This is a genomic window from Streptomyces sp. NPDC058246 (genome assembly GCF_042881985.1).
Taxonomy (GTDB): Bacteria; Actinomycetota; Actinomycetes; order Streptomycetales; family Streptomycetaceae; genus Streptomyces.
The window spans coordinates 1-21,158 of sequence record NZ_JBHVWZ010000051.1 but is presented as its reverse complement, the minus strand read 5'-3'; the positions used below and the strand labels follow the sequence as shown (position 1 = coordinate 21,158).

The 21,158-nt window shown below is 67.2% G+C and carries 21 protein-coding genes and 2 pseudogenes; 12 read left to right on the top strand and 11 right to left on the bottom strand.

Annotated features, from left to right (window positions below; all coding sequences use genetic code 11):
- Positions 1-693: 693 nt before the first annotated feature.
- Entirely contained in the window at positions 694-4,119 is a 3,426-nt protein-coding gene (locus ACFVXA_RS39360) for a PEP/pyruvate-binding domain-containing protein (RefSeq protein ID WP_390028641.1), read from the top strand.
- Between the two features lie 237 nt (positions 4,120-4,356).
- The gene (locus ACFVXA_RS39355; RefSeq protein WP_390028640.1) at positions 4,357-5,097 is read left to right on the top strand and encodes a class I SAM-dependent methyltransferase; all 741 of its coding nucleotides are present in this window, start codon (positions 4,357-4,359) and stop codon (positions 5,095-5,097) included.
- Between the two features lie 258 nt (positions 5,098-5,355).
- Here the strand turns inward: ACFVXA_RS39355 and ACFVXA_RS39350 are convergent, their stop codons facing one another.
- The 5 genes from ACFVXA_RS39350 to ACFVXA_RS39330 form a co-directional block, all read right to left on the bottom strand.
- Positions 5,356-6,012 carry a transposase family protein gene (locus ACFVXA_RS39350; RefSeq protein ID WP_390028647.1) on the bottom strand — a complete coding sequence of 219 codons (657 nt, stop codon included), beginning with the start codon at positions 6,010-6,012 and terminating at the stop codon, positions 5,356-5,358.
- 461 nt (positions 6,013-6,473) lie between these two features.
- The gene (locus tag ACFVXA_RS39345) at positions 6,474-7,004 is read right to left on the bottom strand and encodes a GNAT family N-acetyltransferase (RefSeq protein WP_390028639.1); all 531 of its coding nucleotides are present in this window, start codon (positions 7,002-7,004) and stop codon (positions 6,474-6,476) included.
- A gap of 184 nt (positions 7,005-7,188) precedes the next feature.
- The gene (locus ACFVXA_RS39340; RefSeq protein ID WP_390028638.1) at positions 7,189-8,268 is read right to left on the bottom strand and encodes a sensor histidine kinase; all 1,080 of its coding nucleotides are present in this window, start codon (positions 8,266-8,268) and stop codon (positions 7,189-7,191) included.
- Entirely contained in the window at positions 8,261-8,977 is a 717-nt protein-coding gene (locus ACFVXA_RS39335; RefSeq protein ID WP_389470619.1) for a response regulator transcription factor, read from the bottom strand. The genes ACFVXA_RS39340 and ACFVXA_RS39335 overlap by 8 nt, the downstream gene beginning before the upstream one ends.
- A gap of 68 nt (positions 8,978-9,045) precedes the next feature.
- Positions 9,046-9,750: a VanZ family protein gene (locus ACFVXA_RS39330; RefSeq protein ID WP_390028637.1), complete on the bottom strand. Its 705-nt coding sequence runs from the start codon at positions 9,748-9,750 to the stop codon at positions 9,046-9,048.
- Between the two features lie 29 nt (positions 9,751-9,779).
- On the opposite strand from ACFVXA_RS39330, the gene ACFVXA_RS39325 reads away from it, so the two are divergent.
- A complete protein-coding gene (locus ACFVXA_RS39325) occupies positions 9,780-9,995 on the top strand; it encodes a hypothetical protein (RefSeq protein ID WP_384403427.1) in 216 nt (71 codons plus the stop codon).
- Here ACFVXA_RS39325 and ACFVXA_RS39320 read toward each other — a convergent pair.
- The 3 genes and pseudogenes from ACFVXA_RS39320 to ACFVXA_RS39310 form a co-directional block, all read right to left on the bottom strand.
- Positions 9,995-10,280 (bottom strand): annotated as a pseudogene (locus ACFVXA_RS39320) (manganese transporter); the annotation flags it as partial. The gene ACFVXA_RS39325 and the pseudogene ACFVXA_RS39320 overlap by 1 nt on opposite strands.
- Before the next feature lie 1,081 nt (positions 10,281-11,361).
- Positions 11,362-11,526, bottom strand: a complete 165-nt coding sequence (locus tag ACFVXA_RS39315; RefSeq protein ID WP_390028636.1) for a hypothetical protein — start codon at positions 11,524-11,526, stop codon at positions 11,362-11,364.
- The gene (locus ACFVXA_RS39310) at positions 11,523-12,134 is read right to left on the bottom strand and encodes a helix-turn-helix domain-containing protein (RefSeq protein ID WP_362033764.1); all 612 of its coding nucleotides are present in this window, start codon (positions 12,132-12,134) and stop codon (positions 11,523-11,525) included. Before ACFVXA_RS39310 ends, ACFVXA_RS39315 begins: the two co-directional genes overlap by 4 nt.
- A 144-nt stretch (positions 12,135-12,278) precedes the next feature.
- On the opposite strand from ACFVXA_RS39310, the gene ACFVXA_RS39305 reads away from it, so the two are divergent.
- The 6 genes and pseudogenes from ACFVXA_RS39305 to ACFVXA_RS39280 all read left to right on the top strand — a co-directional run bounded on the left by ACFVXA_RS39305 (position 12,279) and on the right by ACFVXA_RS39280 (position 15,746).
- Positions 12,279-13,013, top strand: coding sequence for an SDR family NAD(P)-dependent oxidoreductase (locus tag ACFVXA_RS39305; RefSeq protein ID WP_390028635.1), 735 nt, complete (start codon positions 12,279-12,281; stop codon positions 13,011-13,013).
- A gap of 33 nt (positions 13,014-13,046) precedes the next feature.
- Entirely contained in the window at positions 13,047-13,667 is a 621-nt protein-coding gene (locus ACFVXA_RS39300; RefSeq protein WP_390028634.1) for an NADPH-dependent F420 reductase, read from the top strand.
- 121 nt (positions 13,668-13,788) lie between these two features.
- Positions 13,789-13,989 (top strand): annotated as a pseudogene (locus ACFVXA_RS39295) (IS5/IS1182 family transposase); the annotation flags it as partial.
- A 66-nt stretch (positions 13,990-14,055) separates the two neighbouring features.
- On the top strand, positions 14,056-14,178 hold the full coding sequence (locus ACFVXA_RS39290; RefSeq protein WP_384403431.1) for a DUF2283 domain-containing protein: 123 nt from the start codon (positions 14,056-14,058) through the stop codon (positions 14,176-14,178).
- 239 nt (positions 14,179-14,417) lie between these two features.
- Positions 14,418-14,885, top strand: a complete 468-nt coding sequence (locus ACFVXA_RS39285; protein WP_390028633.1) for an APC family permease — start codon at positions 14,418-14,420, stop codon at positions 14,883-14,885.
- Positions 14,886-15,011: 126 nt separating this feature from the next.
- Positions 15,012-15,746 (top strand): APC family permease, encoded by a 735-nt coding sequence (locus ACFVXA_RS39280; RefSeq protein ID WP_390028632.1) that lies wholly within the window; start codon positions 15,012-15,014, stop codon positions 15,744-15,746.
- A gap of 172 nt (positions 15,747-15,918) precedes the next feature.
- Here ACFVXA_RS39280 and ACFVXA_RS39275 read toward each other — a convergent pair whose 3' ends face one another.
- Complete coding sequence (locus ACFVXA_RS39275; protein ID WP_390028631.1) at positions 15,919-17,247, bottom strand: PAS domain-containing protein; 1,329 nt, start codon at positions 17,245-17,247, stop codon at positions 15,919-15,921.
- A 475-nt stretch (positions 17,248-17,722) separates the two neighbouring features.
- Between ACFVXA_RS39275 and ACFVXA_RS39270 the strand changes: the two genes are divergently transcribed.
- Positions 17,723-17,980, top strand: coding sequence for a transposase (locus ACFVXA_RS39270; protein WP_390028630.1), 258 nt, complete (start codon positions 17,723-17,725; stop codon positions 17,978-17,980).
- Positions 17,981-18,023: 43 nt separating this feature from the next.
- On the opposite strand, the gene infA is transcribed toward ACFVXA_RS39270, so the two are convergent.
- Together infA and ACFVXA_RS39260 are read right to left on the bottom strand one after the other, a co-directional pair.
- On the bottom strand, positions 18,024-18,248 hold the full coding sequence (gene infA, locus ACFVXA_RS39265; protein ID WP_010981942.1) for a translation initiation factor IF-1: 225 nt from the start codon (positions 18,246-18,248) through the stop codon (positions 18,024-18,026).
- Positions 18,245-19,036 (bottom strand): GNAT family N-acetyltransferase, encoded by a 792-nt coding sequence (locus ACFVXA_RS39260; protein ID WP_389470637.1) that lies wholly within the window; start codon positions 19,034-19,036, stop codon positions 18,245-18,247. Before ACFVXA_RS39260 ends, infA begins: the two co-directional genes overlap by 4 nt.
- A gap of 792 nt (positions 19,037-19,828) precedes the next feature.
- Here ACFVXA_RS39260 and ACFVXA_RS39255 point away from each other — a divergent pair.
- Positions 19,829-19,960, top strand: coding sequence for a hypothetical protein (locus ACFVXA_RS39255; protein WP_362033734.1), 132 nt, complete (start codon positions 19,829-19,831; stop codon positions 19,958-19,960).
- 77 nt (positions 19,961-20,037) lie between these two features.
- Positions 20,038-20,646, top strand: coding sequence for a flavoprotein (locus tag ACFVXA_RS39250; RefSeq protein WP_390028629.1), 609 nt, complete (start codon positions 20,038-20,040; stop codon positions 20,644-20,646).
- Positions 20,647-21,158 lie beyond the last annotated feature (512 nt).

Here is a 21,158-nt window from a genome sequence, read left to right as displayed (position 1 = left end):
GCAAGCCCCCGCGCAAGGGCGCGATTGATCTCGACAAGTAGCCGGCCGGCTTCCTCCCGTCGTGCGTGCACCCACCCGTTAGCGGGGCTGCGGCTTGCGGCCGCTGCCCGGCCGTGCCGGGGCGGTGGGCAGCGCGCCGTGCGGGTGGCTGGTCACATCCGGCAGGCCCGCTCCTGGGCTGCCGGCCGGGCGGCGACAGTGGAGTAGCAGCCCGACCGGGACACCCCCGAGCCCGTTGCACATCAGGGTGAGGCTGTGGCCCATGGGGCTGTTCTCGGTGGCCTTCTCCGCGGCGATGACGTGTGGCGCATGGCTGCTTCGTCGACTCCTTCGCGAAGAAGGCGGCGGTCTTTTCCAAGTCCTCAATTCTCCGTCGTGCCACGGTGCCGCTTCGTTCGCGAGCCACTGACCACGCGCAGGCACGCTCAACACCTGGGCATGTCCAAGTCGTGTGATCGGCTGTACTGCCGGATGTTTTGAGGTGCGCGCTCACTTCGCCCGGGGAGCGGCGGTTCGAATCGGTGCGGGGCCCGCGGCCGGGCCGGCATCGCGTTGGCGAATGCCAAACAGGTTCCGGTCCGCTGCTGACGATCGGGTCCCGTAGGCGTGGTTGGCTTGCCGTCATCACATACGGCGCTCGGCGAGGCCCTGCCATGGGTTCCTGGAGGGCCGCTCAACTCTGGGGGAAATCACGTGAGTTCGGTGCTGTTCGTTCACGCGTTCGGCGGGCCGCCTCTGGACTACACCCTGCCCAGGGTGGCGGCACATGCCGAGGTGCACATGCTGGCTGTCAGTCCGCTGCCGGAGGCCTACCAGGACGTGCCGCTGCCGTACTGCGCCTCCGTGAGGCAGGTGACCCGGCCGAAGGACAGGGACGACATCGTCGAGGTCATCGTGCAGCATGCGCGTGAGCTGGGGTGCGATGCGGTTCTGACCCTGTCGGAGTGCGCCGTCGTGGCGGTCGCCCGTGCCTGCCAGGCCCTGCATCTGGCCGGTCCCGGCCCTCAGGTGCAAGCGGCACGCAACAAGCACATGATGCGTGCCGCCTGGCACGCGGCAAGGGTGCCACAGCCGGCCTTCGCCGTGATCGACGACGACTCGGACGTGCCCGATGCCTTCGCCTCGCTGCGCCCGCCACTGCTGCTCAAGCCCGTGCGGGGCGCCGGACCGGGCGCGTACGTCAAGGTGTACACGGTCGCGGAAGCCCTCCGGGCCGTGCGGCACGCGCCTCAATCGCTGAGGAAGATGGCTCGCCTGGGCTACACCGAACTGGGTTCTGCGGCTTACGAGGAACGTGAGAAGTTCCTTTTGGAAGAGATCGCCGTGGGCACCACGTACGGCTGGTTCGAGCAGCCGGGCTGGGGGGACCAGGTGAGCGTCGAAGGCATCGTCGCGCAGGGCACCTACCACCCGTTGTGCATCAGCGGCCGCCTGCCAACAGTGATGTCGTTCACGAAGCGGGCGAGCGTTTCGCCCGTGGCACTCCAGGAGGATCTCCAGCGAAGCATCGAGCGGACGGCGCGCAGAGCTGTCGACGCCCTCCGGCTCGAGACCTGCGCCGTGCACACCACGCTCAAACTCGGGCCGAGCGGCGCACGGTGGGTGCTCGGGACCGCGGCACGCCCAGGCAATGCCCTGACGATGCGTCAGGTAGAGGAGGTCTTCGGCCTGGACATGATCGGCATGCTCGTACAACAGCTGCTGGGCAGACCCGTCACCTACCCCCCGCACCTGCTCACCGAGGGCGAGGGCGCGGCCGCTTCCCTGGCCGTGGTGCCCTTCGGTGAGATGCGGCCCTGGCAGCAGGTGCACGCGTGGGACTTCCCGGCCGTGTCCTGGCCGGCTCTCCTCTCGCCCGGCGCGACGTGCGAACCGGTGCCCGAGCTGTCCTTGCCGGACGGTTTCCCCGTCCCCGCATACGACCCCACGGCAGGAAACGGCAACACAGCGGCCGTCTGCTTCCTCAAGGCCCCCGATGTCGACACCCTCATGAGCGACTGCGGGCGGATCGTGCGCGAAGTGGAGGACCACCTGCCGCAGGCGCAACCGGCGCCCGGTGCCGACGTACTGGACATGCCCCGCTTCAGACGTCTGAGCGGCATCCTCGCCGGCCGACCCTACGTCAAGGTCGTCGTCGACCGTGACAAGCAGCAGTGGCACGTGCTGGACAGCACCGAGTACGCCCTGCACACCCACTACATCGCCGAGCGGATCCTCGGCAAGACCTGGGCCGACGTCCACACCGACCTCGAAGCCCTCAGCCACAGCGTCTACCAGGATCCCGAACGCCGCTTCCTGCTGGGCGTGCTGTGCTGGCATCCCAAGGCGGCCGACCAGAGCGCAGAGCAACGCCAGTTCATGGTGCTGGAGACCGTCGGGGCGGACACCATGGGACGCGAGCTGCTGACGGAGTTCTACACCTTCGTCCGCCGGCGCCTGGACGAGACACTGTCGCTGTTCCTCAAGCCCGCCAACCACGGGCAGGAGCAGGCACTGGCCGACGTCCCGCACAGCGAGGTTCCCCGCATCGCCTGGCACCAGCTCTACACGGACGTCGACTATGCGGCACTCAACGTCGGCGAGACTTGCGGACGTCTGCGGTTCTTCGCGTCGGACGAGGACTACCGCAAGGCCTTGCAGCACGGCGGCATCGACTCCCACGACATCCTCGCCATGCCCGTGATCCCCGACGGCATCCCCCGGGTCGCCGGCCTGATCAGCGGCCTGCCCACCGCACCCCTGTCACACACCAACGTACTCGCCGCCGGCTGGGACATCCCCAACGCCGTCGTCCGCGACATCGCCGAACGCGTCGGATCCGACCAGCTCGACGGCGCCTGGGTGCGCTACAGCGTCACCCTCGACGGCGCTCAGCTGAGCAGGGCCGACGAACCCGCCGACACCCCCACGCCACAGCAGTCGGGTCTGGAGGTCTTCATCGGCACGCCGCGCATGGAACGCCTCGACGCCGCTCCCCTGTCACAGCTGCGCGCCGACGACCGGGTCGGCTACGGCACCAAGGCAGCCCACCTCGGCGAACTCCACCACGTCCTCCGAGAAGGCTCCGCACAGCTGACCGACTTCTACGCCCAGCCCAGACCACCCGCCGCACATCTACTCGACCACCTCGCCGAGCGACTCGGCGCGCCCGGCAACACCCCACGCGAACAGCTCGCCCAACACGCCGCAGCATTCCTCGCCGGCAACGTCCAAGCCCCCGAGGGGGTCGCCCTGCCGTTCGCCTGGCAGGAGCGCTTCCTCGCCCGCTCCCCCAACATCCAACAACGCATCGGCATGCTCAAAATGGCCCTCGAACTGGATGCGTTCGAGGCAGTCGACACCGTGTGCGCCGAACTGAGGATCCTCGTGCGACACACCCCCCTGCCCGACGAGATGCTCCACCGGCTGCACGACATACTCGTGCGAGACCTGCCGGGCACCTCTCCCCTGGTCGTACGTTCCTCGTCCAACGCAGAAGACCTGCCCGGATTCTCCGCCGCCGGACTCTACGAATCCGTCCCCCACGTCAGCGGCGAAGCAGGACTCGCCGACGCCGTACGCCGAGTATGGGCCTCGCTGTTCTCCTCACGCAGCGTCCGGCTCCGCCACCAGGCAGGCATTCCACCGGCCGACACCTACATGGGCGTCATCGTCCACCGGCGACACGAAGCCGCCTACGGCGGCGTCATGGTCACCTGCAACACCACCCGACCGGACGACTACCGCCACGTCAGCGTCAACCTCACACCCGGCTCACCCGAGAGGGTGGTCACCGGCCGCACGCTGCCCATCCAACACCTCTACAACACCGTCGAAGGAGGCGGACGCACCCTGAACCTGGGCGACGCCGAAAAGGACGTCGACGCCTCCGTCAAAGAACACCTCTCCCACCTCGCACTCGCAGGCCGACTCCTACAAGGCCACTTCCAGGCCGGTCCCCACCGCAACACCCCCCTCGACATCGAATGGCTCCTCGACCCCACCCACCAACTCCACCTGCTACAAATCCGCTCCTTCGCAGCCCGGACGCCCCAAACGTCAACCGTCACCGACAGCGCAGTACCACGCACGGTGAACAACGACGGAAGAGGAACAGACCGCGCACCTGGGCCAGCGTGACCACAACAGTTGCAACACCCAGACCCACAACACAAAAACCCCGGCGCGCCCCTAGCCGGCCGACTGGCTGGCCAACTGCCGCTCGGCTCTCGCCACGTCAACCGTCCGCATAGCAGACACGATTTCGGGGGAATCTTTCCTGCGCCTCAAACGCTCAGGCGTTGTCGTGTGTCAGGCTGCCGCTGAATCGCCCCTCTTCAACGGTCCGGGCCCGGTGCAGCGCAGGAGACAGCGACCTTGATCGCCGACGACGATCCCTTCGGCTGGGCCAGCTCTGCCGCAGCCGATGCCTACCGAGACCGCGACATGCGGCTGGCCGAGAAGCTGATCTTTCCAGCTGTGTTGCAACGGCTCGGCGGCGGCTCAGGTCCTGACCGATTGGTCCTGGACATCGGGTGCGGCACCGGCGCGATCGCGGCGCAGCTCGCCGGTACCGGGGAGTGGACAGTCCAGGCTCTCGACCTCTCGGCGGACATGCTGGACATCGCTCGGGCCGATCGCCCACACCCTCGTATCTCCTACCGGCAGTTCGACGGCCGCACCCTGAACTGGCTCGCCGACAACAGCGTCGATGCCGCCGTGTGCTGCCTGGTGTACTGCACCGACCCCGATGACGGCCGGCTGGCCGGCCTCACTACCGAGATCCACCGCGTCCTGCGCCCTGGCGCCCCGTACCTCCTCGCCGACCTCAACCCGGCGGCGACTGGGGTGGCCTTCTCCACCCTGTGCTACGGCGAGCCAGGATCCGTGTACACCGACGGCGACACCATGGCCGCGCTGCTGCGTCTGCGCGATGGCACCACGATGACCAGTGCCACGTACTACCGCTCCCTCGATCGCTACCGGACCTTCCTCACCGAGGCAGGCTTCCCCTCCCCCGCAGTGGACCTGCCCACGCTCCCTGCCGACAGCCCCGGGGAGGAAGCCCCGGCGGAGAACCGGATCGCGCCGTACATGATCTTGACGGCTCACGCCTGACCGGCATTCCCTCGCGGTTCGCGAGTTCTTCAGCCGGGACAGGGTGTTCTCGACGCGATGCCCGACCGCCAACCATGCACGAGATCGTTCAGGCTGCTTTGTAACCGCGGAATGAAGCCAAAAGCCTCTCGAAGGTCCGCTGACCAATCGCTGCCACAGGTCACCCCGGCCTGCACGGAACTTCCAGTCAACGATCTAACGACTTGGTCCGCGATTGAGGTGTGGCCGTGCTGGCCTGGCGGGTCGGCTGGTGGTTGATCAGAAGGCAGCCTGCCGGGCGAGCACGAGCTCGGTGCTCGGCTTGCGGCGGGTCGGTCGGCGAGCCGAACGGTCCGAAACCAATGAAGCGATCGCCTGGTGGGTCGCTGCGTAGTCCTCGCGTGGGCCGGTGTAGCGCTGGAGCGGGCGCCTCTGCCGCAATTCGGCGTTGGCGTGCTCGACGCAGATCCGCTCCGAGGACTGCCGTCGGCGCATCTCCCGGCAGGCGTACTGCTCGCCGAGCGGCGCGTCGCCCTTCGGCTTCTTCGGAGGGGCGCTGATCTGGTCACGGAACTCGTTGGCCAGCCCCCGGTAGCCCTCGTCGACCTCAGCCGTCACCTTCGGGTGGAGCCGGAACTGCTCGGCGATACCCTCGGTGCGCATCGCGGTCTGGTCGTGCATGCGGCCCGGGCGGTCCGCACCCGACCACAGCAGACGGCCCTGGCCGTCGCTGATGGTGGGGGTCTTGATGGTGTTCTGCTTCTTCTTGGCGGAGACGAACGCCCGCCGTCCCGGCCTGCCTGCCTTCGGGCGGCGAACCTGGATCTCGGCGCCGTCGATCCGCAACCGAATCCCCGCGGCCTCGGCGTAGGCGAACACGTCCGCCAGGGTCCGAAGTCGCACGCCGGAGTGGTCGGGGATCGCGAAGCCACGCATGGCCAGCAAGGGGCGGATCTCCCCGATGGCGCGGGAGATCGTGGAGCGGGCGAGCCGTACAGCTCGGCGAGCGCGGCGTGCGGGAGCCCGGTGCGTAGGTGGACCAGGGTGACGACCAGGCGGTCGGTGAAGACCAGGTCGTGCTTCGGGCCGGCACCGGCCTCCCGCTGCCGCTCGGCACCGCCCCGCTCACGAAGCTCCGACTCGCGCCGGGCGAGCCACAGATCGGCCAACTCTTCGATCACACCGCCGAAATGTGCACGCGAGACGCCGCAGAAGGCAGGATGGGTCAAGGCCGCACGGGCCCACTTCTTGGTCACACTCGAAGAACCCGTGCGGCCACTGCCACGTCACGGCTGCCCGCCGATGATCGATGGGTGTGGCTCTTCAGCGCGAACTGTCCGAGCTGGGAACTCCCCTACAGAAGAGCAAGCGCAGCCGGCGAAGCACCGGCCCGAGCATCAGGGCCTCAGCAGTCCGCCTACCCACCAGTCGTGCGGCTTGCCATCGTTGGCGATGCTGCGACTGCGCAGTGTCCCTTCGACGGTGAAGCCGAGTTTCTCGGCGACGGCACGCGAGCCGGTGTTCCCGGCCATGGCCCACCACTCGATGCGGTGGACGTCGAGCGTGGCCCAGCCCCAGTCGCACAGGGCCCGAGCGGCCTCCACGGAGTATCCGCGTCCGCGCTGCTCCTTGACCGCCCAGTAGCCGAGCTCCCAGACGCCGCGGCTGATGAGGGTCAGGCAGTACGAGCCGACCAGGGCGCCGGTGTCCTTGCGGAATGCGCCGAGGGTGTAGTCCCTGTCCTCGGCCCACTGAGCGGGCAGCTTCTCGCCGACGAGTTTCTCCGCGTCCGCACGCCGGTACGGCACCGGCACCGGGGTGTAGAACTGGATGTCCTCGTCCTGGCAGGCTTCGTACACCGCATCCACGTCGGCAGGTGTGAAGGCCCGCAGCACCAGACGGTCGGTCTCAAGAGTCACTGGATCCATCGCGGCAGTATGACCACCATCAACAAGCGGCGACCAGCGAATATCCCGACCGAGCACCGCTCATCACAACACCCCGGGCTGGTCAACGCTCGTCGCAACACCCCAGATCAGCTGCCCCCGAGACGGAGCTACACCCACCATCAATCGCGGACTGAGCCGTAAGGGCCCCGCTCGGGGGCCATGCCTACGGCGTGCCGGGAAGCCGGACCGTGACGAGGAGACCGCCTGCGGGGCGGGGGACGAGGTCGAGTGTCCCGTCGTGGGCGCGGACGATGCTGTGCACGATGGCCAGGCCGAGGCCGACGCCGGCGTGCTCGTCGGTGCGTGCGCGTTCCGTGCCGCGCTGGAAGGGTTCGGTGAGGGTCGGTACCAGTTCCGGTGGGAGCCGATGGCCCGTGTTCTCGACCCGTAGCACGCTCGTGTCGCCGTGCGCCTCGGTGTGGACCGTCACGGTGCCGCCGGCGGGGAGGTTGTGGACGATGGCGTTCTGGACGAGGTTCGTCACCATCCGCAGCAGGAGCTCCGCGGAGCCGCTGGTCCTGGCCGCCTCGCCGGTGACGTCGAACGTGATCCGGCGCTGTTCGGCGAGGGGCAGCAGCGTTTCGGCGACTTCTTCGGCGATGAGAGAGAGGTCGACGCTCTCGCGGGTGAAGTTTCCGCGGTCGCCGCGGCTGAGCAGCAGGAGGGCCTCGGTGAGGTCGATCGCCCGCGTGTTGACAACGTGCAGACGTTCGATGAGCTCACCCCGGTTCCGCGTGGGGTCCTTGCGGGCGACGTCGAGGAGCGTCCGCGAGATCGCCAGCGGGGTGCGCAGTTCGTGGGAGGCGTTCGCGGCGAACCGCTGCTGCTCGGCGACGTGGGACTCGAGTTGTTCGAGCATCGAGTCGAACGCGTCGGAGAGTTCACGGAATTCGTCCTGGCGGCCCTTCATGCGGATCCGGTGGGACAGCGACACGTTCCCGGCCATCCGTGCCGCATCCGTGATCTGTGTGAGTGGGGCGAGCATCCGGCCGGCGAGGATCCATCCCCCGACGAGGCCGAACACGAGCAGGAAGACCATCGCCACGGCCGCGGCGGGGGCGAAGGTGCGCACAAGGAGGTAGCGGTTGGGCGCGATCCCGAGAAGGCCCTGGGAGTTGTCGGGCACGTAGCGCAGCAGGAACACCCACACCACGGCCAGCAGGAGAGCGCCGGCGACGGCGAGGAACCCGGCATAGCTGAGGGTGAGTTTCAGTCGGGCGCTGAGCCCTGGGCGTCTAGGCATGCGTACTGCCGGGGTCGGTGGTGTCCCTGCCGGGGGCGATGGTGTGCATGCCGGTGTCGATCCGGTAGCCGACGCCGGGCACCGTGGCGATGATCCATGGTTCGCCGAGCCGTTTGCGCAGTGCGGAGACGGTGATGCGCACGGCGTTGGTGAGGGGATCCGCGTTCTCGTCCCAGGCCCGTTCCAGCAGCTCTTCGGCGCTGACGACCCCACCCTCGGCGGCGGCGAGGACTTCAAGGACGGCGAACTGCTTACGGGTCAGCGCGACGTAGCGTCCGTCGCGGAAGACCTCCCGGCGGAAGGGGTCGAGCCGCAGGCCCGCGATCTCGCGGACCGGGGGCCGTGCGTACGCGCGTCTGCGGTCGAGCGCCCTCAGCCGCAGGACGAGTTCCCGCAGCTCGAACGGTTTGGTGAGGTAGTCGTCGGCGCCGAGCTCGAACCCGGAAGCCTTGTCGTCGATCCGGTCGGCAGCGGTGAGCATGAGGATCGGGATGCCGCTGCCGGAGGCGACGATGCGCCGGGCGACCTCGTCGCCGGAGGGGCCGGGGATGTCGCGGTCGAGGACCGCGAGGTCGTAGGAGTTGACGCTGAGCAGTTCCAGGGCGGAGTCGCCGTCGCCGGCGATGTCGGCGGCGATCGCCTCGAGCCGCAGGCCGTCACGGACGGCTTCGGCCAGGTAGGGCTCGTCCTCCACGATCAGTACGCGCATGTCTGAAGCCTAAGCAGCACAACTTATCGCCGACGTATGCAAGGACGTGTGCACACCGGGCACGCGACTCAGCGTGCCGGTGCCGGCGCGGGGCGAGACTGGTCCGACGGCGCTTCCGCCGTATTGCGCCACCAGCGGCGCGACGCCAGCGCGGCCAGCACGGCGCCGACGGCGTTGACCAGTACGTCGTCCACGGAGGACACCCGGTCCAGCCGCAGGACGTACTGTGCGGTCTCGACCAGGACCGAGCAGCCCGCCCCGAGCGCCAGGATCCGCGGTACGGACGCCAGCGCGGTGAACCGCATCGGGGCGAAGAACCCCAGCGCCGCGAAGATCAGCAGGTTGCCGACGATCCCGGCCGGCCCCATCGTGACCAGGTCACGCAGCGGTACCAGGCTCACCCGGGCGGGCACGGTGCCGGCCCCGCCGCCCGGCATCATGGTCATCCATAGGAACGGCACCGTCCCGTGGACCATGCCCACCTCGGCCAGCGACATCCGCCACGCCGATGGGACACCGGCGGCACGCCGACGGCGCGCCAGAGCCCACACCACCAGCGCGGCCAACGGCAGCGCGACCAACGTGACGAGCACCACGCCGTTGAACGTATCGAAGCAGCCGTGCCACCGTCCGGCCATGCACATCGGAGCGGACATCATGAGCGGCCGCCGCACGACGAACACGGCGCCCGCCATGCCGAGGATCGCCAGGCTGAGGAGCACGATCCCGCGCGTGCGGCGGGGCGGTGCTGACAGGGATGCGTTGTGGTTCATACCCCCAGTGGAGACGGAGGGCCGTTCCGGTGGCGTATGCGATTTTCGATACGCCCGCGATACACGGAATCCCCGGCATCAAGGAACTGGCGCAAATTGGCGGTGAGATGGTGCCGCCGCTGGTGATCGCGCCAGCCCAGCTACTGCAGGTGCTGAACCGGTCGTCCGTGAACCTCGCACTACCGAGCATCCAGGACGAACTCGCCGTGACGCCCGCACGTCTGCCCTGGACCGTGAACGCCTAAAGGATGACCGAGAGCACCACCAAGACGCCTACAACGGCCGCAGTGAAGGCGTTGGCCTTCGGGCTGTTCGCCCACGGTCCCAGTACCTGGCAGTCGTCGCACAGCGGCAGGAATACCGACGCCGACGGCAGCAGCGCGTCGGCGAGGGTCTGCACTCCCTGGGTGAGGAGGCCGAGCGGGGAGCCGGGGATGAGCACGATTGCCGCCGCGACCGCCATCAATCCAGCGTAGACGGCGTAGAAACCTACCCTTGGCGCCGCCGACCCTGTGGTGCAGGGAGTGCTTAGTGCTTCAGGCGCCAAGGATGTCGCCCATCGGACAGGCGGTCGACTGGGCGGCCTTCGTGTCGTTGGCCGCGTCAGGGGTGTCGATCGTCGCTGTCAGCGTCGCTGATCCGCTCGTGTCCCGGCTGGGTCGAGGCGACTGCCTGCGGTGGGGGAGGGCCAGGTGGGCCGCCCAGCGGAGCCGCCTGCATGTAGTACCCGAAACGGTCAAGGTGGTGAAACGTGTCCTTGATGGCCCTGATGATCCGAGTGGCCATTGCTGTCATCCTTTCCATTGCCACCCCCCGGACCACAATTCTGCTCAGTGCGCTTCGATCGCGCCGTAGGCTGATCGGGGGACGAAGTGGTGGACGCGCCTGCAGTCTGAGGCCACGCACTACCGAAAGCATTGGACCTTTGTGCTCCGGCAGCGGGCTGAGTCGGCGATTGTCGTTGTCCCACGCGTGGAGGGGATGGCCGAAGTCAGAGCGGACAAGCATCGCGTGCGGGTTGAGGAAGGAGTCCAAAGCCTCAACCCACCGGCGCTGGGGCCTTGTTGGTTGCTTCTCCTGCCGCACTCGGGCTGCACATGCCCTCGTCGAGTGCGTCACCCACTCATCGTCACCCGCTGGGACGCCCCCGCCGCAAGCTCCCGCCACGGCTATTTCAAAGACACCCTGATACTGCAGAGCCCCCCTTGCGGTCCTGACACGGGAGTCCCGATCGCGGCGCCGTTCATGTCCAGCAGACCGGCCGCCCACAGCTCCGTCAGAAGAAGGACAGTCGCCACCATCAACGACAGCAAGGGAGACCGCTCACCGTGACAGACGTCAGAGTCACCGACGACAAGACCGTGAACGCAACGTACATACCTCACCGAACCGCGGGCCGGCGTGAAGTCCGCGCGCATGTATCCCTGCGATCCATGAGCATTTTCAGCGTGGCCACTGAGCGGGTGACGGCGGCAGGGTGAGGGCGAGGTCCGCAACGGACAGGGCTCCCGTGCCGTTGAGCTGTCCGGCAGAGCGCTGAGGCTGTTCAGCACTACGGCAGCGTGCGGGGCCAGCAAAGCCAGGCCGACCACGTCGGCGGGTCCTCGGGGGCTAGCCGGTCTCCCCGGCGGCTGCTGCGGCCTTCAGCAGGCGGGCGGCCAGTTCCGTAAAAGTCAGCAGGTGCGGGCCAGGGGCCGGACGGCTGGTGTCGCGTACCAGCGGGTCCAGCCGCGTGATCGGCAGCACGTCCAGACCGGCCGCGATGTGCCACGTCAACTCGACACTTCCTCCCGTCGTCGGTCATCGCCGGCTGTGGCGGGGATGGCGTTGTCGATGAGGACGGCGGCGATGGCGGCGGCGGTGGGGAAGGCGTCGGCGTTGAGGACCCGGGTGCGGGCCGCGGCGCCGTCGATGAGCAGCGCGAGCTGCTCGCCGAGCCGTTCAGGGTCGGCGGCGCCGGCTTCGCGGGCGGTGTCCGCGAGCCGCGCGGCGACGGCTTTCTTGTAGTCGCGCGCGTACTGGGATGCGGGGTGCTCGGGGTCGTGGAGTTCGACGGCGGCGCCGATGTAGGGGCACAGGGGGGTGGTGGGGGGGATGTCAAAGGCGGCGAGAAGCCGTTCGCGGGGCGTGAGGTCGGGGCGGTCGAACACGCCGGACAGAACGGAGGGGTCGAACCGGCGCAGATACTCGGCGACGAGTTCGTCCTTGCCGGTGAAGTGCTGGTAGGCCGTGCGCTTGGACACCTCGGCCGCCGCGCAGAGCTGGTCCATGCCGGTGCGGTTGATGCCCTGCTCGCGGAACAGCTGCTGGGACGCGCTGAGGATGCGTTCGCGGGCGCCCCGGCCGCGGCGGCGGCCCGTGGGGCCCTTCTCCAACTCCGTCATGGGTCCATGGTACCCCCGTTGGGTAACGACCGGTGTACATAGTTTGCGCCCCGGCCGCCCGCCCCGTACGGTACGTACACAGGGCGGTGTACATAACACCGTCGTCCCAGGTGCGCACGGCACCACCGACCTCAGGGAGCAACCATGGGAAAGCTTGACGGCAAGGTCGCGGTCATCACCGGCGGCACCACCGGCATGGCGCTGGCCGGCGCGAAGCTGTTCGTCGACGAGGGAGCGCACGTCTTCATCACCGGCCGCCGCCAGGACGCCCTGGACGAGGCCGTGAAGCAGATCGGCCGCAACGTCACCGGCGTCCAGGGCGACGCCGCCGACCTGAACGACCTGGACCGCCTGTACGACACCGTCAAGCGGGAGAAGGGCAGCCTCGACGTGCTGTGGGCCAGCGCCGGCGGCGGCGAGCCCGCCCCGCTCGGCGAGATCACCGAGGCCCAGTTCGACACCTGGTTCGGGCTCAACGCCCGCGGCACCCTGTTCACCGTCCAGAAGGCCCTCCCGCTCTTCAACGACGGCGGCTCCATCCTCATGACCGGCTCCAACGCCTCCCTCGGCGCCTTCCCCGGCTGGAGCGTCTACGCCGGCAGCAAGGCCGTCCAGCAGGCCTGGGCCCGCATCTGGCTCAACGAACTCAAGGACCGCCGCATCCGCGTCAACGTCCTGACTCCCGGCCAGGTCGCCACCGCCAAGCAGGAAGAACTCTTCGACGAGGCCACCAAGCGCCAGTTCGAGTCCCTCATCCCCCGCGGCCAGATGGGCCGCCCCGACGAAATCGCCACCGCCGCCCTCTTCCTCGCCTCCGACGACTCCAGCTACGTCAACGGCATGGAACTCGTCGCCGACGGCGGCACCACCGCCATCTGAACCGGACAACCCCCAACCAGGGCAGGACATCTCATGAGCAACATCAGCATCATCGGCACCGGGAACATGGCCCGCACCATCGGCGCGCGGGCGGTAGCGGGCGGCAACACCGTCGAGGTCATGGGTCGCGATCAGTTCAAGGCCGCTGAACTGGCCAAGGCTCTCGGCGGCGGCGCCACGACGGGAGAATGGGGCACCGCCCCGGCCGGGGACATCGTCATCGTGGCCCTGTTGTACGACGGTGTCGTGCCGGTCGTCGCCCAGTACGGAGACGCTCTCGCGGGCAAGGTCATCGTCGACATCAGCAATCCCTTCAATTCCACGTTCGACGGGCTGGCCCACCGCGAGGAGACCTCGATCGCGCAGGAAGTCGCCAAGGCGGCCCCGGCCGGCGCCAGCGTGGTGAAGGCGTTCAACACCATCTTCCGTCATGTCCTGGAGAAGGGTCGGCCCGACGTCTTCATCGCCGGCGATAATGCGCAGGCCAAGGCAAGTGTGGAGGCGTTCATCGAGAGCCTCGGGCTGCGCCCCCTAGACGTCGGCGGCCTGAAAATGGCGCACTGGCTGGAAGGAGCGGGCGTGGTCACGGTGGGCCTCGCCAACCACGGGGTGGGGAACTTGGACTTCGCGCTCAGCATCACCGAACTCCCCTGAGCAAACGGTTGACGGATCACCGAATGGACTCGCCACTGAAGCTTGGTTTCACACCTCCCATAGTCGGGCCCGCTATTGAGGGAGGTGTTCGACGCCTCAACCCACCGGCACAGGAGCTCTGTTGGTTCCCCATTCCGCCGCACTCGACCTCCCGCACACCCTGGTCGACTGGGTCACGATGCTCATCGTCACCCGTGAGGGTGACAGGCGCTGCAAACTCCCGCCGCACCGGCGCGCACTCGTCGCGCTGGTAGACCTACACCGCCACGACACCCTCGCTCGGATCGCGGCCGGCTTGAGAATATCCGCCTTCGACGTCCACTGAGCGTTTTCAGCGCTGCTTCTCCAGGGTGGGAATGGCTTTGGCGATGACGGTCATGCGGTTGGGATGGTCAACCTCGACTTCGACGAGCAGGGCCGCCTCATCGGCATCGAGGTGTTGGCGGCCGGTGCACAACTGCCCGAGTACCTGCTCCAGTCCGCGGAGCGAGTGGGCACCGAAGGTGCATGACCAGTCAAGCACCACGCTCGCGGCGAGCAGGTTGGAAAAGGCTCCGTGTGCACCCGGCCGATGTCAACACCGCCATTTGCCCGGGCTGGTCCGTCGCGTCCTACAAACACGACCGCATAGGTTCGTTAGAATTGACCTTCAATTCACCGACGACGCTCGTCCATTGGCAAGGTGCGCTGTAAACCGAGTGACCGAACGGCGTTCCCGGATTCGCTGCTTCCAACATCCCGAGGTGCCCCGTGCCTGAAACTGTCAGCGCTGCTCCCCCGGCCAGCCTGACGCCCACCGACGTCGCCATCATGGTGGTCGGCATCGTCCTCGGAATCGGCATCTTCAAGACGCCGTCGCTCGTCGCGAACTACTCGAGCGACGAGACAGTGTTCATGTTGCTTTGGCTACTGGGCGGACTGGTCACGGTGGTCGGTTCTGTTTGCTATGCCGAGCTCGGCAGCGCGCGACCCAACGCCGGCGGCGAATACGCATTCCTGCGTGAAGCTTACGGACCCAGAGTGGCACTGTTGTTCGCCTGGGCACGTTGCAGCGTGATCCAGCCCGGCGCCATCGCCGCCGCGGCCTTTGTGATGGGCGATTATGCGAACGTTGTATGGCCGCTCCGGCCGTACGGCCCGGGTCTCTACGCCCTCGTATCGATCGCCATTTTCACTCTCATCAACTACATGGGCACCACGCCAGGAAAGCTGACCTAGAAGGTCATTGAGATCATCACCGTGCTCTCCATGCTTGGCATCATCATCTCCGCGTTTGTCGCGACCGCGCCGGCGCCACGCACGGGGACACCCCACGACACCTCCTAGGGCAGCATCGGCCTCGCGATGATGTTCATTCTCTTGACCTATGGCGGCTGGAATGAAGCCGCCTATCTTTCAGGCGAGCTTCAGGACGCCAGACGCAACATGGCCCGCGCCCTGGTCGTTGGCGTTCTGATCGTTATCGGAGTGTCCCTCGCAATCAATTTTGCCTATCTGCATGCGCTGGGGCTCGACGGCATCCGCAACAGCAACGCCGTCGGCGCCTCCATGATGCGCATCGTCGCCGGCGACACCGGCGCGACGATCCTGAGTGTGGTCGTCGTGCTCTCCACGCTGACCACGCTCAACGGTTTGATCATCACCGGTTCGCGCTCGTACTACGCGCTCGGCCGTGATGTGGCCGCGCTGCGCTCGATCGGTACGTGGAAGGAGCATGGTTCCACCCCCGCCAACGCGCTTGTGCTGCAATGCGCTGTGTCAGCCGCACTGGTGGTCTTCGGGGCCGCCACACGCGTTGGGTTCCAGGCGATGGTCGCCTACACCGCGCCAGTGTTCTGGTTCTTCATGCTGCTGGTCGCAATCTCGATCTACATCTTCCGCAGCCGCGAAACCGGCGGCGAGATTCACTACCGCGTGCCGCTCTATCCGGTGACGCCGGCGGTCCTTGCTCTCACTTCTCTCTGGGTGCTTTGGTCCAGCCTCTTCTACGCCGGATGGGGAGCGATCATCGGCGTTGCGGTGCTGCTCATCGGCACGCCGTTGCTGTTCCTCAAGGGCCTCCGCTCACAAACGCGTTGATCGTCGGCGAATTGGCCATATCGCTGCAACGCTGCGGGCTGTCATCCCGGCAGAGCCAGTTCAGGGATTCCGGCCTGGGGCGTCTGACCCTTCCGGGGGCTTCCGGCGTCAACGCGCTGTGTCGGGACTCCAACATGGCCTCGCACCGGGCCAGGAAGCCGCAGCAGCGCGCTCACGTCGATGCGCCCCCTGCTTCCCGGACACTGTCGGTGAACGTGGGTGGCCAGACCGAGGCATCAAGGATGCCCAGCGCGTAGCCCCGGGCGACGACAGCGGAGCGGGAGGGCGCATCGAGGAGCAAGCGAAGGCGCCGCAAGTGATAGTCGAGGGCTTGCCGAGAGACCCCTAGCGCGCAGCTGATGGCATCATTGGACTCTCCCCGTGCCAGGCCCAGCAGCACCCGCTCCTGGACAGGCGTCAGGTCCGGCACGTCGGGATGCTCCGCGCTGATCGGAGCCATCAGCGTCAGGAGTCGCGCCGACCGGCCGGCTACCCGTGCCACCGCCAAGTCGACGCGTACAAGCCGCAGCGCACCTCTCGTGGTGCGGCACCGCAGCCTGACCCGATCCCGCATCGCCCGCCCGCGGACCAACGCACTCCACACGGCCAGCAAACGCTCGGCCTCTGTGGGCGTCAAGGGCGCCAAGTGATCACGAATGTTACTGGCTTCCAGGGCGGAGACAGTCGTCCTGAGGAGTTCAGCCGCCCCAGGACTCGCCCGTTCGATCCTCCCGTTGGCAGACAGTGTCATAGACGCGGCACCGGATCGGTCACGCAGCGCGCAGAGGTCCTCCTCAGCTTGCGCCTTGTGCTCGAGCGCCTGGACATGGTCGGTGACATCGACGTAGATACCCCCTACACAAGGACCGAGCGAGCTCCGCAGGGGGAATCGGTGACCGATGGCCTGCCCCGGAACGCCGTCCGGCCGGAGGAAGGAAATCCTGTGGCGCATTGGCTGCGAGTGAGCCACGACTTGCTGGTCCAAAGAGCGGAATCGCGGCACGTCATCGGCCGGAACGATTTCTTCGAGTCTTCGGCCGATAATCATTGATGGCCGAGTGGCGTACAGGTAGGCGTAGGCATCATTCACCCACAGATACCGCTCGCCGGTATCGCGGACGAACGCGGCCGCAGGCACATAGGCGGCGAAGGCGGAATACCTCTCGCGCTCCTCGATGCCGACGGTCACATCGACGGCCGCTCCAGACACGCCGACGATGTGACCCAATGCGTCCCGACGCGGGCAAGCAGCAGCGTCAAACAACCTGCCACGGCTCTTCGCACGCCAACGGACAGTCTGGCCTGCCAGTGCATGCCCGTGCATCACGGCGTCCACAGCGGGCACCTCCGAACGATCCTGCAAGGAACGACTCGCATCCGGCACTGCGCCGAGGCCGTCAAAGCCAAGTGCGTCCAGTGCCGTTCCCCCACCATGAGCCGTAATGCGCAGATCGGGATCAGTCTCCCACCAGGTCAGCGGCAGCAGCTCGAACAGAGACATCCACGACTCGTCCCACGCGCCCATTACACGCTCACGCTGTGTGCGCCGTATGGGGGTTGGGGCTCGCCTCCACCTGGCGGGCCCGCTCCCGCTGAGGCTGCCGGACGTTCCGGGTGCTTCGCACCGAGCAAAGCAGGACACCGTTCCCCCGAGGTGTCCGCGTCCAACAAGCCGCTGCCTCATCCTCGCAGCCAGTACGGCGTCTTCGGGCGACAACAGAGCCGGCAAAGTCTCTTCTCAAGGGGCTACTCATCCTCTGAGGACCACTCAATCCACCCCCACGTCGACGACTAATCCAACCCAGTGCGCCGAATTTTCGCCACTGCACCATTGTCAATATGTGCGCGATTAGTTGACGGCTTGTAACTTGGATGCTCGCCCTGCTGAGATTACGGCCGGCGCCGACGCGTCCCCCGACCACAAGGGGCCCTGACCAATTCCGGCCGGGCCGGATGGTGTGACTACCCGGCCGTGGATGGTGGACGATGACCTGTGGGCGCTGATCGCGCTGCTGCTGCCACCCTGGCCCGAGAAGGCTCCTGGCTCGCGGCCGGTGCCGGACCGGCTGTGTCTGCAGGGCATCCCGTACGTGCTGCACAACGATGTCGCCTGGCAACTGCTGCACCTGGAGCTGGGGTTCGGCTCAGGGCCAGACCTACTGGTGGCGGCTGGAGCGGTGGCCGCCGCGGCCGTGCGAACCATCATCGGGGCCCCGGTCACGGAAGCGCCGTGACCGGGGCCCCAGGATCAGCTACCGCGGAAGGTGCCGACCGCCGCTAGTTCCGGTACCGGAACACGATCCGGCCGCGCGTCAGGTCGTACGGCGGGAGCTCCACCAGCACCCGGTCTTCCAGCATGATCTTGATGTAGTTCTTGCGGATCTTCCCGCTGATGTGCGCGAGCACCTGGTGGCCGTTCTCGAGCTCCACGGTGAACATGGCGCTGCGCAGGCACTCGACCACCTTGCCCTCGACTTCGATGACGTTCTTGTTCTTCGTCATCGCACCAGCTCCAGGTTGCTGCTCATCGGCCGGGCACCGATGCCCTCGAACAGCGCCGAGGCTGCTCGGTTGGACTCGTGGACTTCGGTCCAGGCCGCGGCGAACCCGGAGCGGTGCAGCGTCTCCAGCGCGTGGGCCAGCAGTGCCCGCGCGATGCCGCGGCGCTGCTCGCCGGCCCGGACCGCGACCAGCCCGATGCGCGGCCGGTTCACCGTCACCACCCGGATCAGACCCAGGTAGCGGTCCGGCGCCGCGGCCACCGCGTACTTCGACGGGTCGACGATCGTGTCGCCTTCGGGGCGAGGAATTACCTCCGCGGGCATCGACTGCCACCCGACGGTCGCCTCGACTTCGGCACGGATCGCGCGGTCCACCGCCCGCAGCAGACTCTCGTCCGCCTGACCGGCAGGCACGATGGTCACGCCCGAAGGCGGCAGGACCATTTCGAGCCCTGTGACCCGCGGGTCGGTCGGCACGACGTACTCCCACTCGCGGCGTCGGATGGTGAAACCGGCCCGCTGCCAGCCGGCCGTCAGCTCGGCGTCGGCTTCGTCGACCACCGTGTATTGCGGCGCTGGCAGTCCCGCCAGCATCGCCTCGGCGAGCCGGTCGAAGGTGGCGTCGTGCCAGGCGTCGATGCTGACGAACAAGCGTCCGTCGGGCCGGTGCTCCGCATGCCCGCGGCCGACCACCAGGTCGTCATCCAGGGCATGCCATTGCCTGTCCGCGACGCGCGTGATCACCACAGCGTTCTGGCTCAGGCCAGATGTGAAAGGCTTCGTGTTCATCGGAGTCTCCTTCCAGGAGTGCCTCGATCTCAGGCGCTCCTGGCGACACCGAACGTCAGCCGGGCCGTGGCGGGTTGAGGGAGCACCCATGGGTAACTGTGTTCACGGGGCTCACCTCCATACGACGACTTCACGGTCCACTACGAAAGTAGCAACGGGGCGCCACCTCGCTCAAATCATTTCCTATGAGCTCGTAACGCGATCACGATCCGGTCTTCTTGAGGCAGGTGTCATCGCCACCCGGCTGGCCTCCTGTAAGTCGAGTGCGGCGAGCATCGAGAACACGATGGACGGTGGCAAGTTCGAGCACATCGGCGTCCGTCCCTCGCCGGTTCCCGAGTGCTGCCCGTCGTCCCATTGCGTCGTGAGGGACACATCCGAGTAGACCGCCCCTTACCGCACGACACCCTCCTCGGCTCCGTGCTGAGCACCATCTCCTGACCGAGCGTGCGCGGCGGGCTCCGCTCCCCTTGCTGCACCCGCACGCGGTCCCAGCTCCCTGCCGCCGACTCGGTACCCCTCTTTTCGGACCGGGTCGACGTCATCGGCGCGGGCCCAGGCGGTATGGGGGAGGGGTGTCTCCCCCGATGGATCCGCTGACTGGCGTATGCCCGATAAGGAAGATCTCAGGCACTTTGGTGTTACGAGGGTTTCGGGATACCACGAGCGGAACATCGACTCCCCAGTATTGGAAGTTCTCCCGTAAGAAATCCTCCCCGGACCGCGGGCCGTTCGCCGCCTGTTTTCCGCCTACCGCAGAAGTAATACCACCGAACAGAAAGAAGTCCTTCAATGAACATCACGGGCATTTTCGCCGATTACGACGTCTACGTGAGCGCGGAAGAGATTGCGGCCGAGGAAAGCGCCGAAGACGCGGACTTCAACGCTGACGTGGCGGCCCTGGGGACCCGCATGATCTGCTGATGGATCACCTTCGGGGCGGAGTCGCATTCAGCGGCTCCGCCTCACCCCCACTCCCCCCGAACCCCAAGGAGTCCACTGTGACGAATACTGGAAACTCTCCCGAACCGCTGGATTCGGAAATGTCTCCGCGGGTACTCATCTGCGCGACAGGTGCTGCTGCCGTGCTTTCCCTCCCCCATTTTCTTATCGGGCTCAGGGCGAAGATGCGATGCCATATAACCGTGGTCATGAGCGCCAGCGCCGCACGCTTCGTGACGCCTCAGGCCGTCCGCCACATCGCCGACAAGGTCGTAGACGGCTCGAACCCCGATGAGGCGTTCGCCTCCGGACACATGAAGCTCGCCATGGGCGCGGATGTCATCCTCGTACTCCCGTGCAGCGCCGCCACACTCTCCGCCGCCGCGCACGGCCTGGCTCACGACCTGATCCCCGCCATCGTCTTGGCCTCCCCCCGGCCGGTGATCTTTTTTCCCAGCATGCACCGTGTGATGTGGGAGAAGCCCGCTTTGCAGCGCAACATCAGCCAGCTCCGAGCCGATGGCCACGAGGTGCCCGAGCCCGCCTGGGGCAAGGCCTACGAGCTTGCAGACCGTTCCTTCGAGGAACATCCCGGGCTGATCACGCCGATGGCTCTGGCCCAGCTCGTCCAGGAACGCCTTCAGGCCACCCTCGGTACTGCTGCATGAGCGCGGTCCCGGCGCACGGATGGGTCTCCCGGCCTGCTGCCCGGCCAGCCCGTCACGAACACTGGGTACCCCTTTGACTTCTCCCCCTCGTGAACGGGGGGATTCTCACGGCTCGCGCTGTGAGGTTTTCTGCTTCGTTGCCGACTGCCTGCCCAGACTGCTCCGTTGAGGACTTACGCCGACTCCACAGACAGCAACTGATAGCCCGGTGGCTTGAGGTTGATGGCCGCGTTGACATCCCGGTCATGCGCCGTTGCGCAGCCCTCTCGCGTCCGCTCACGGACACGGAGCGGCATCTTCCCGGTCGCAGGGCGACCTTCGCCGGACCTTACGAGAGGCGAACAGGTAGCGGATCCCGTGCAGCCGGGTGACTCCGCCCGGGACCGGGCGGAGTCAGGTGCGGCGAGTCGTCACTTAGCCGCCGCGGTGGTGTTGCTGGCCCACAGGGCCCCGCCGATGCCGGGACCCCCGGTGCTCTTGTAGACGACGAAGTTGCCGTCGTTCTGCAATAT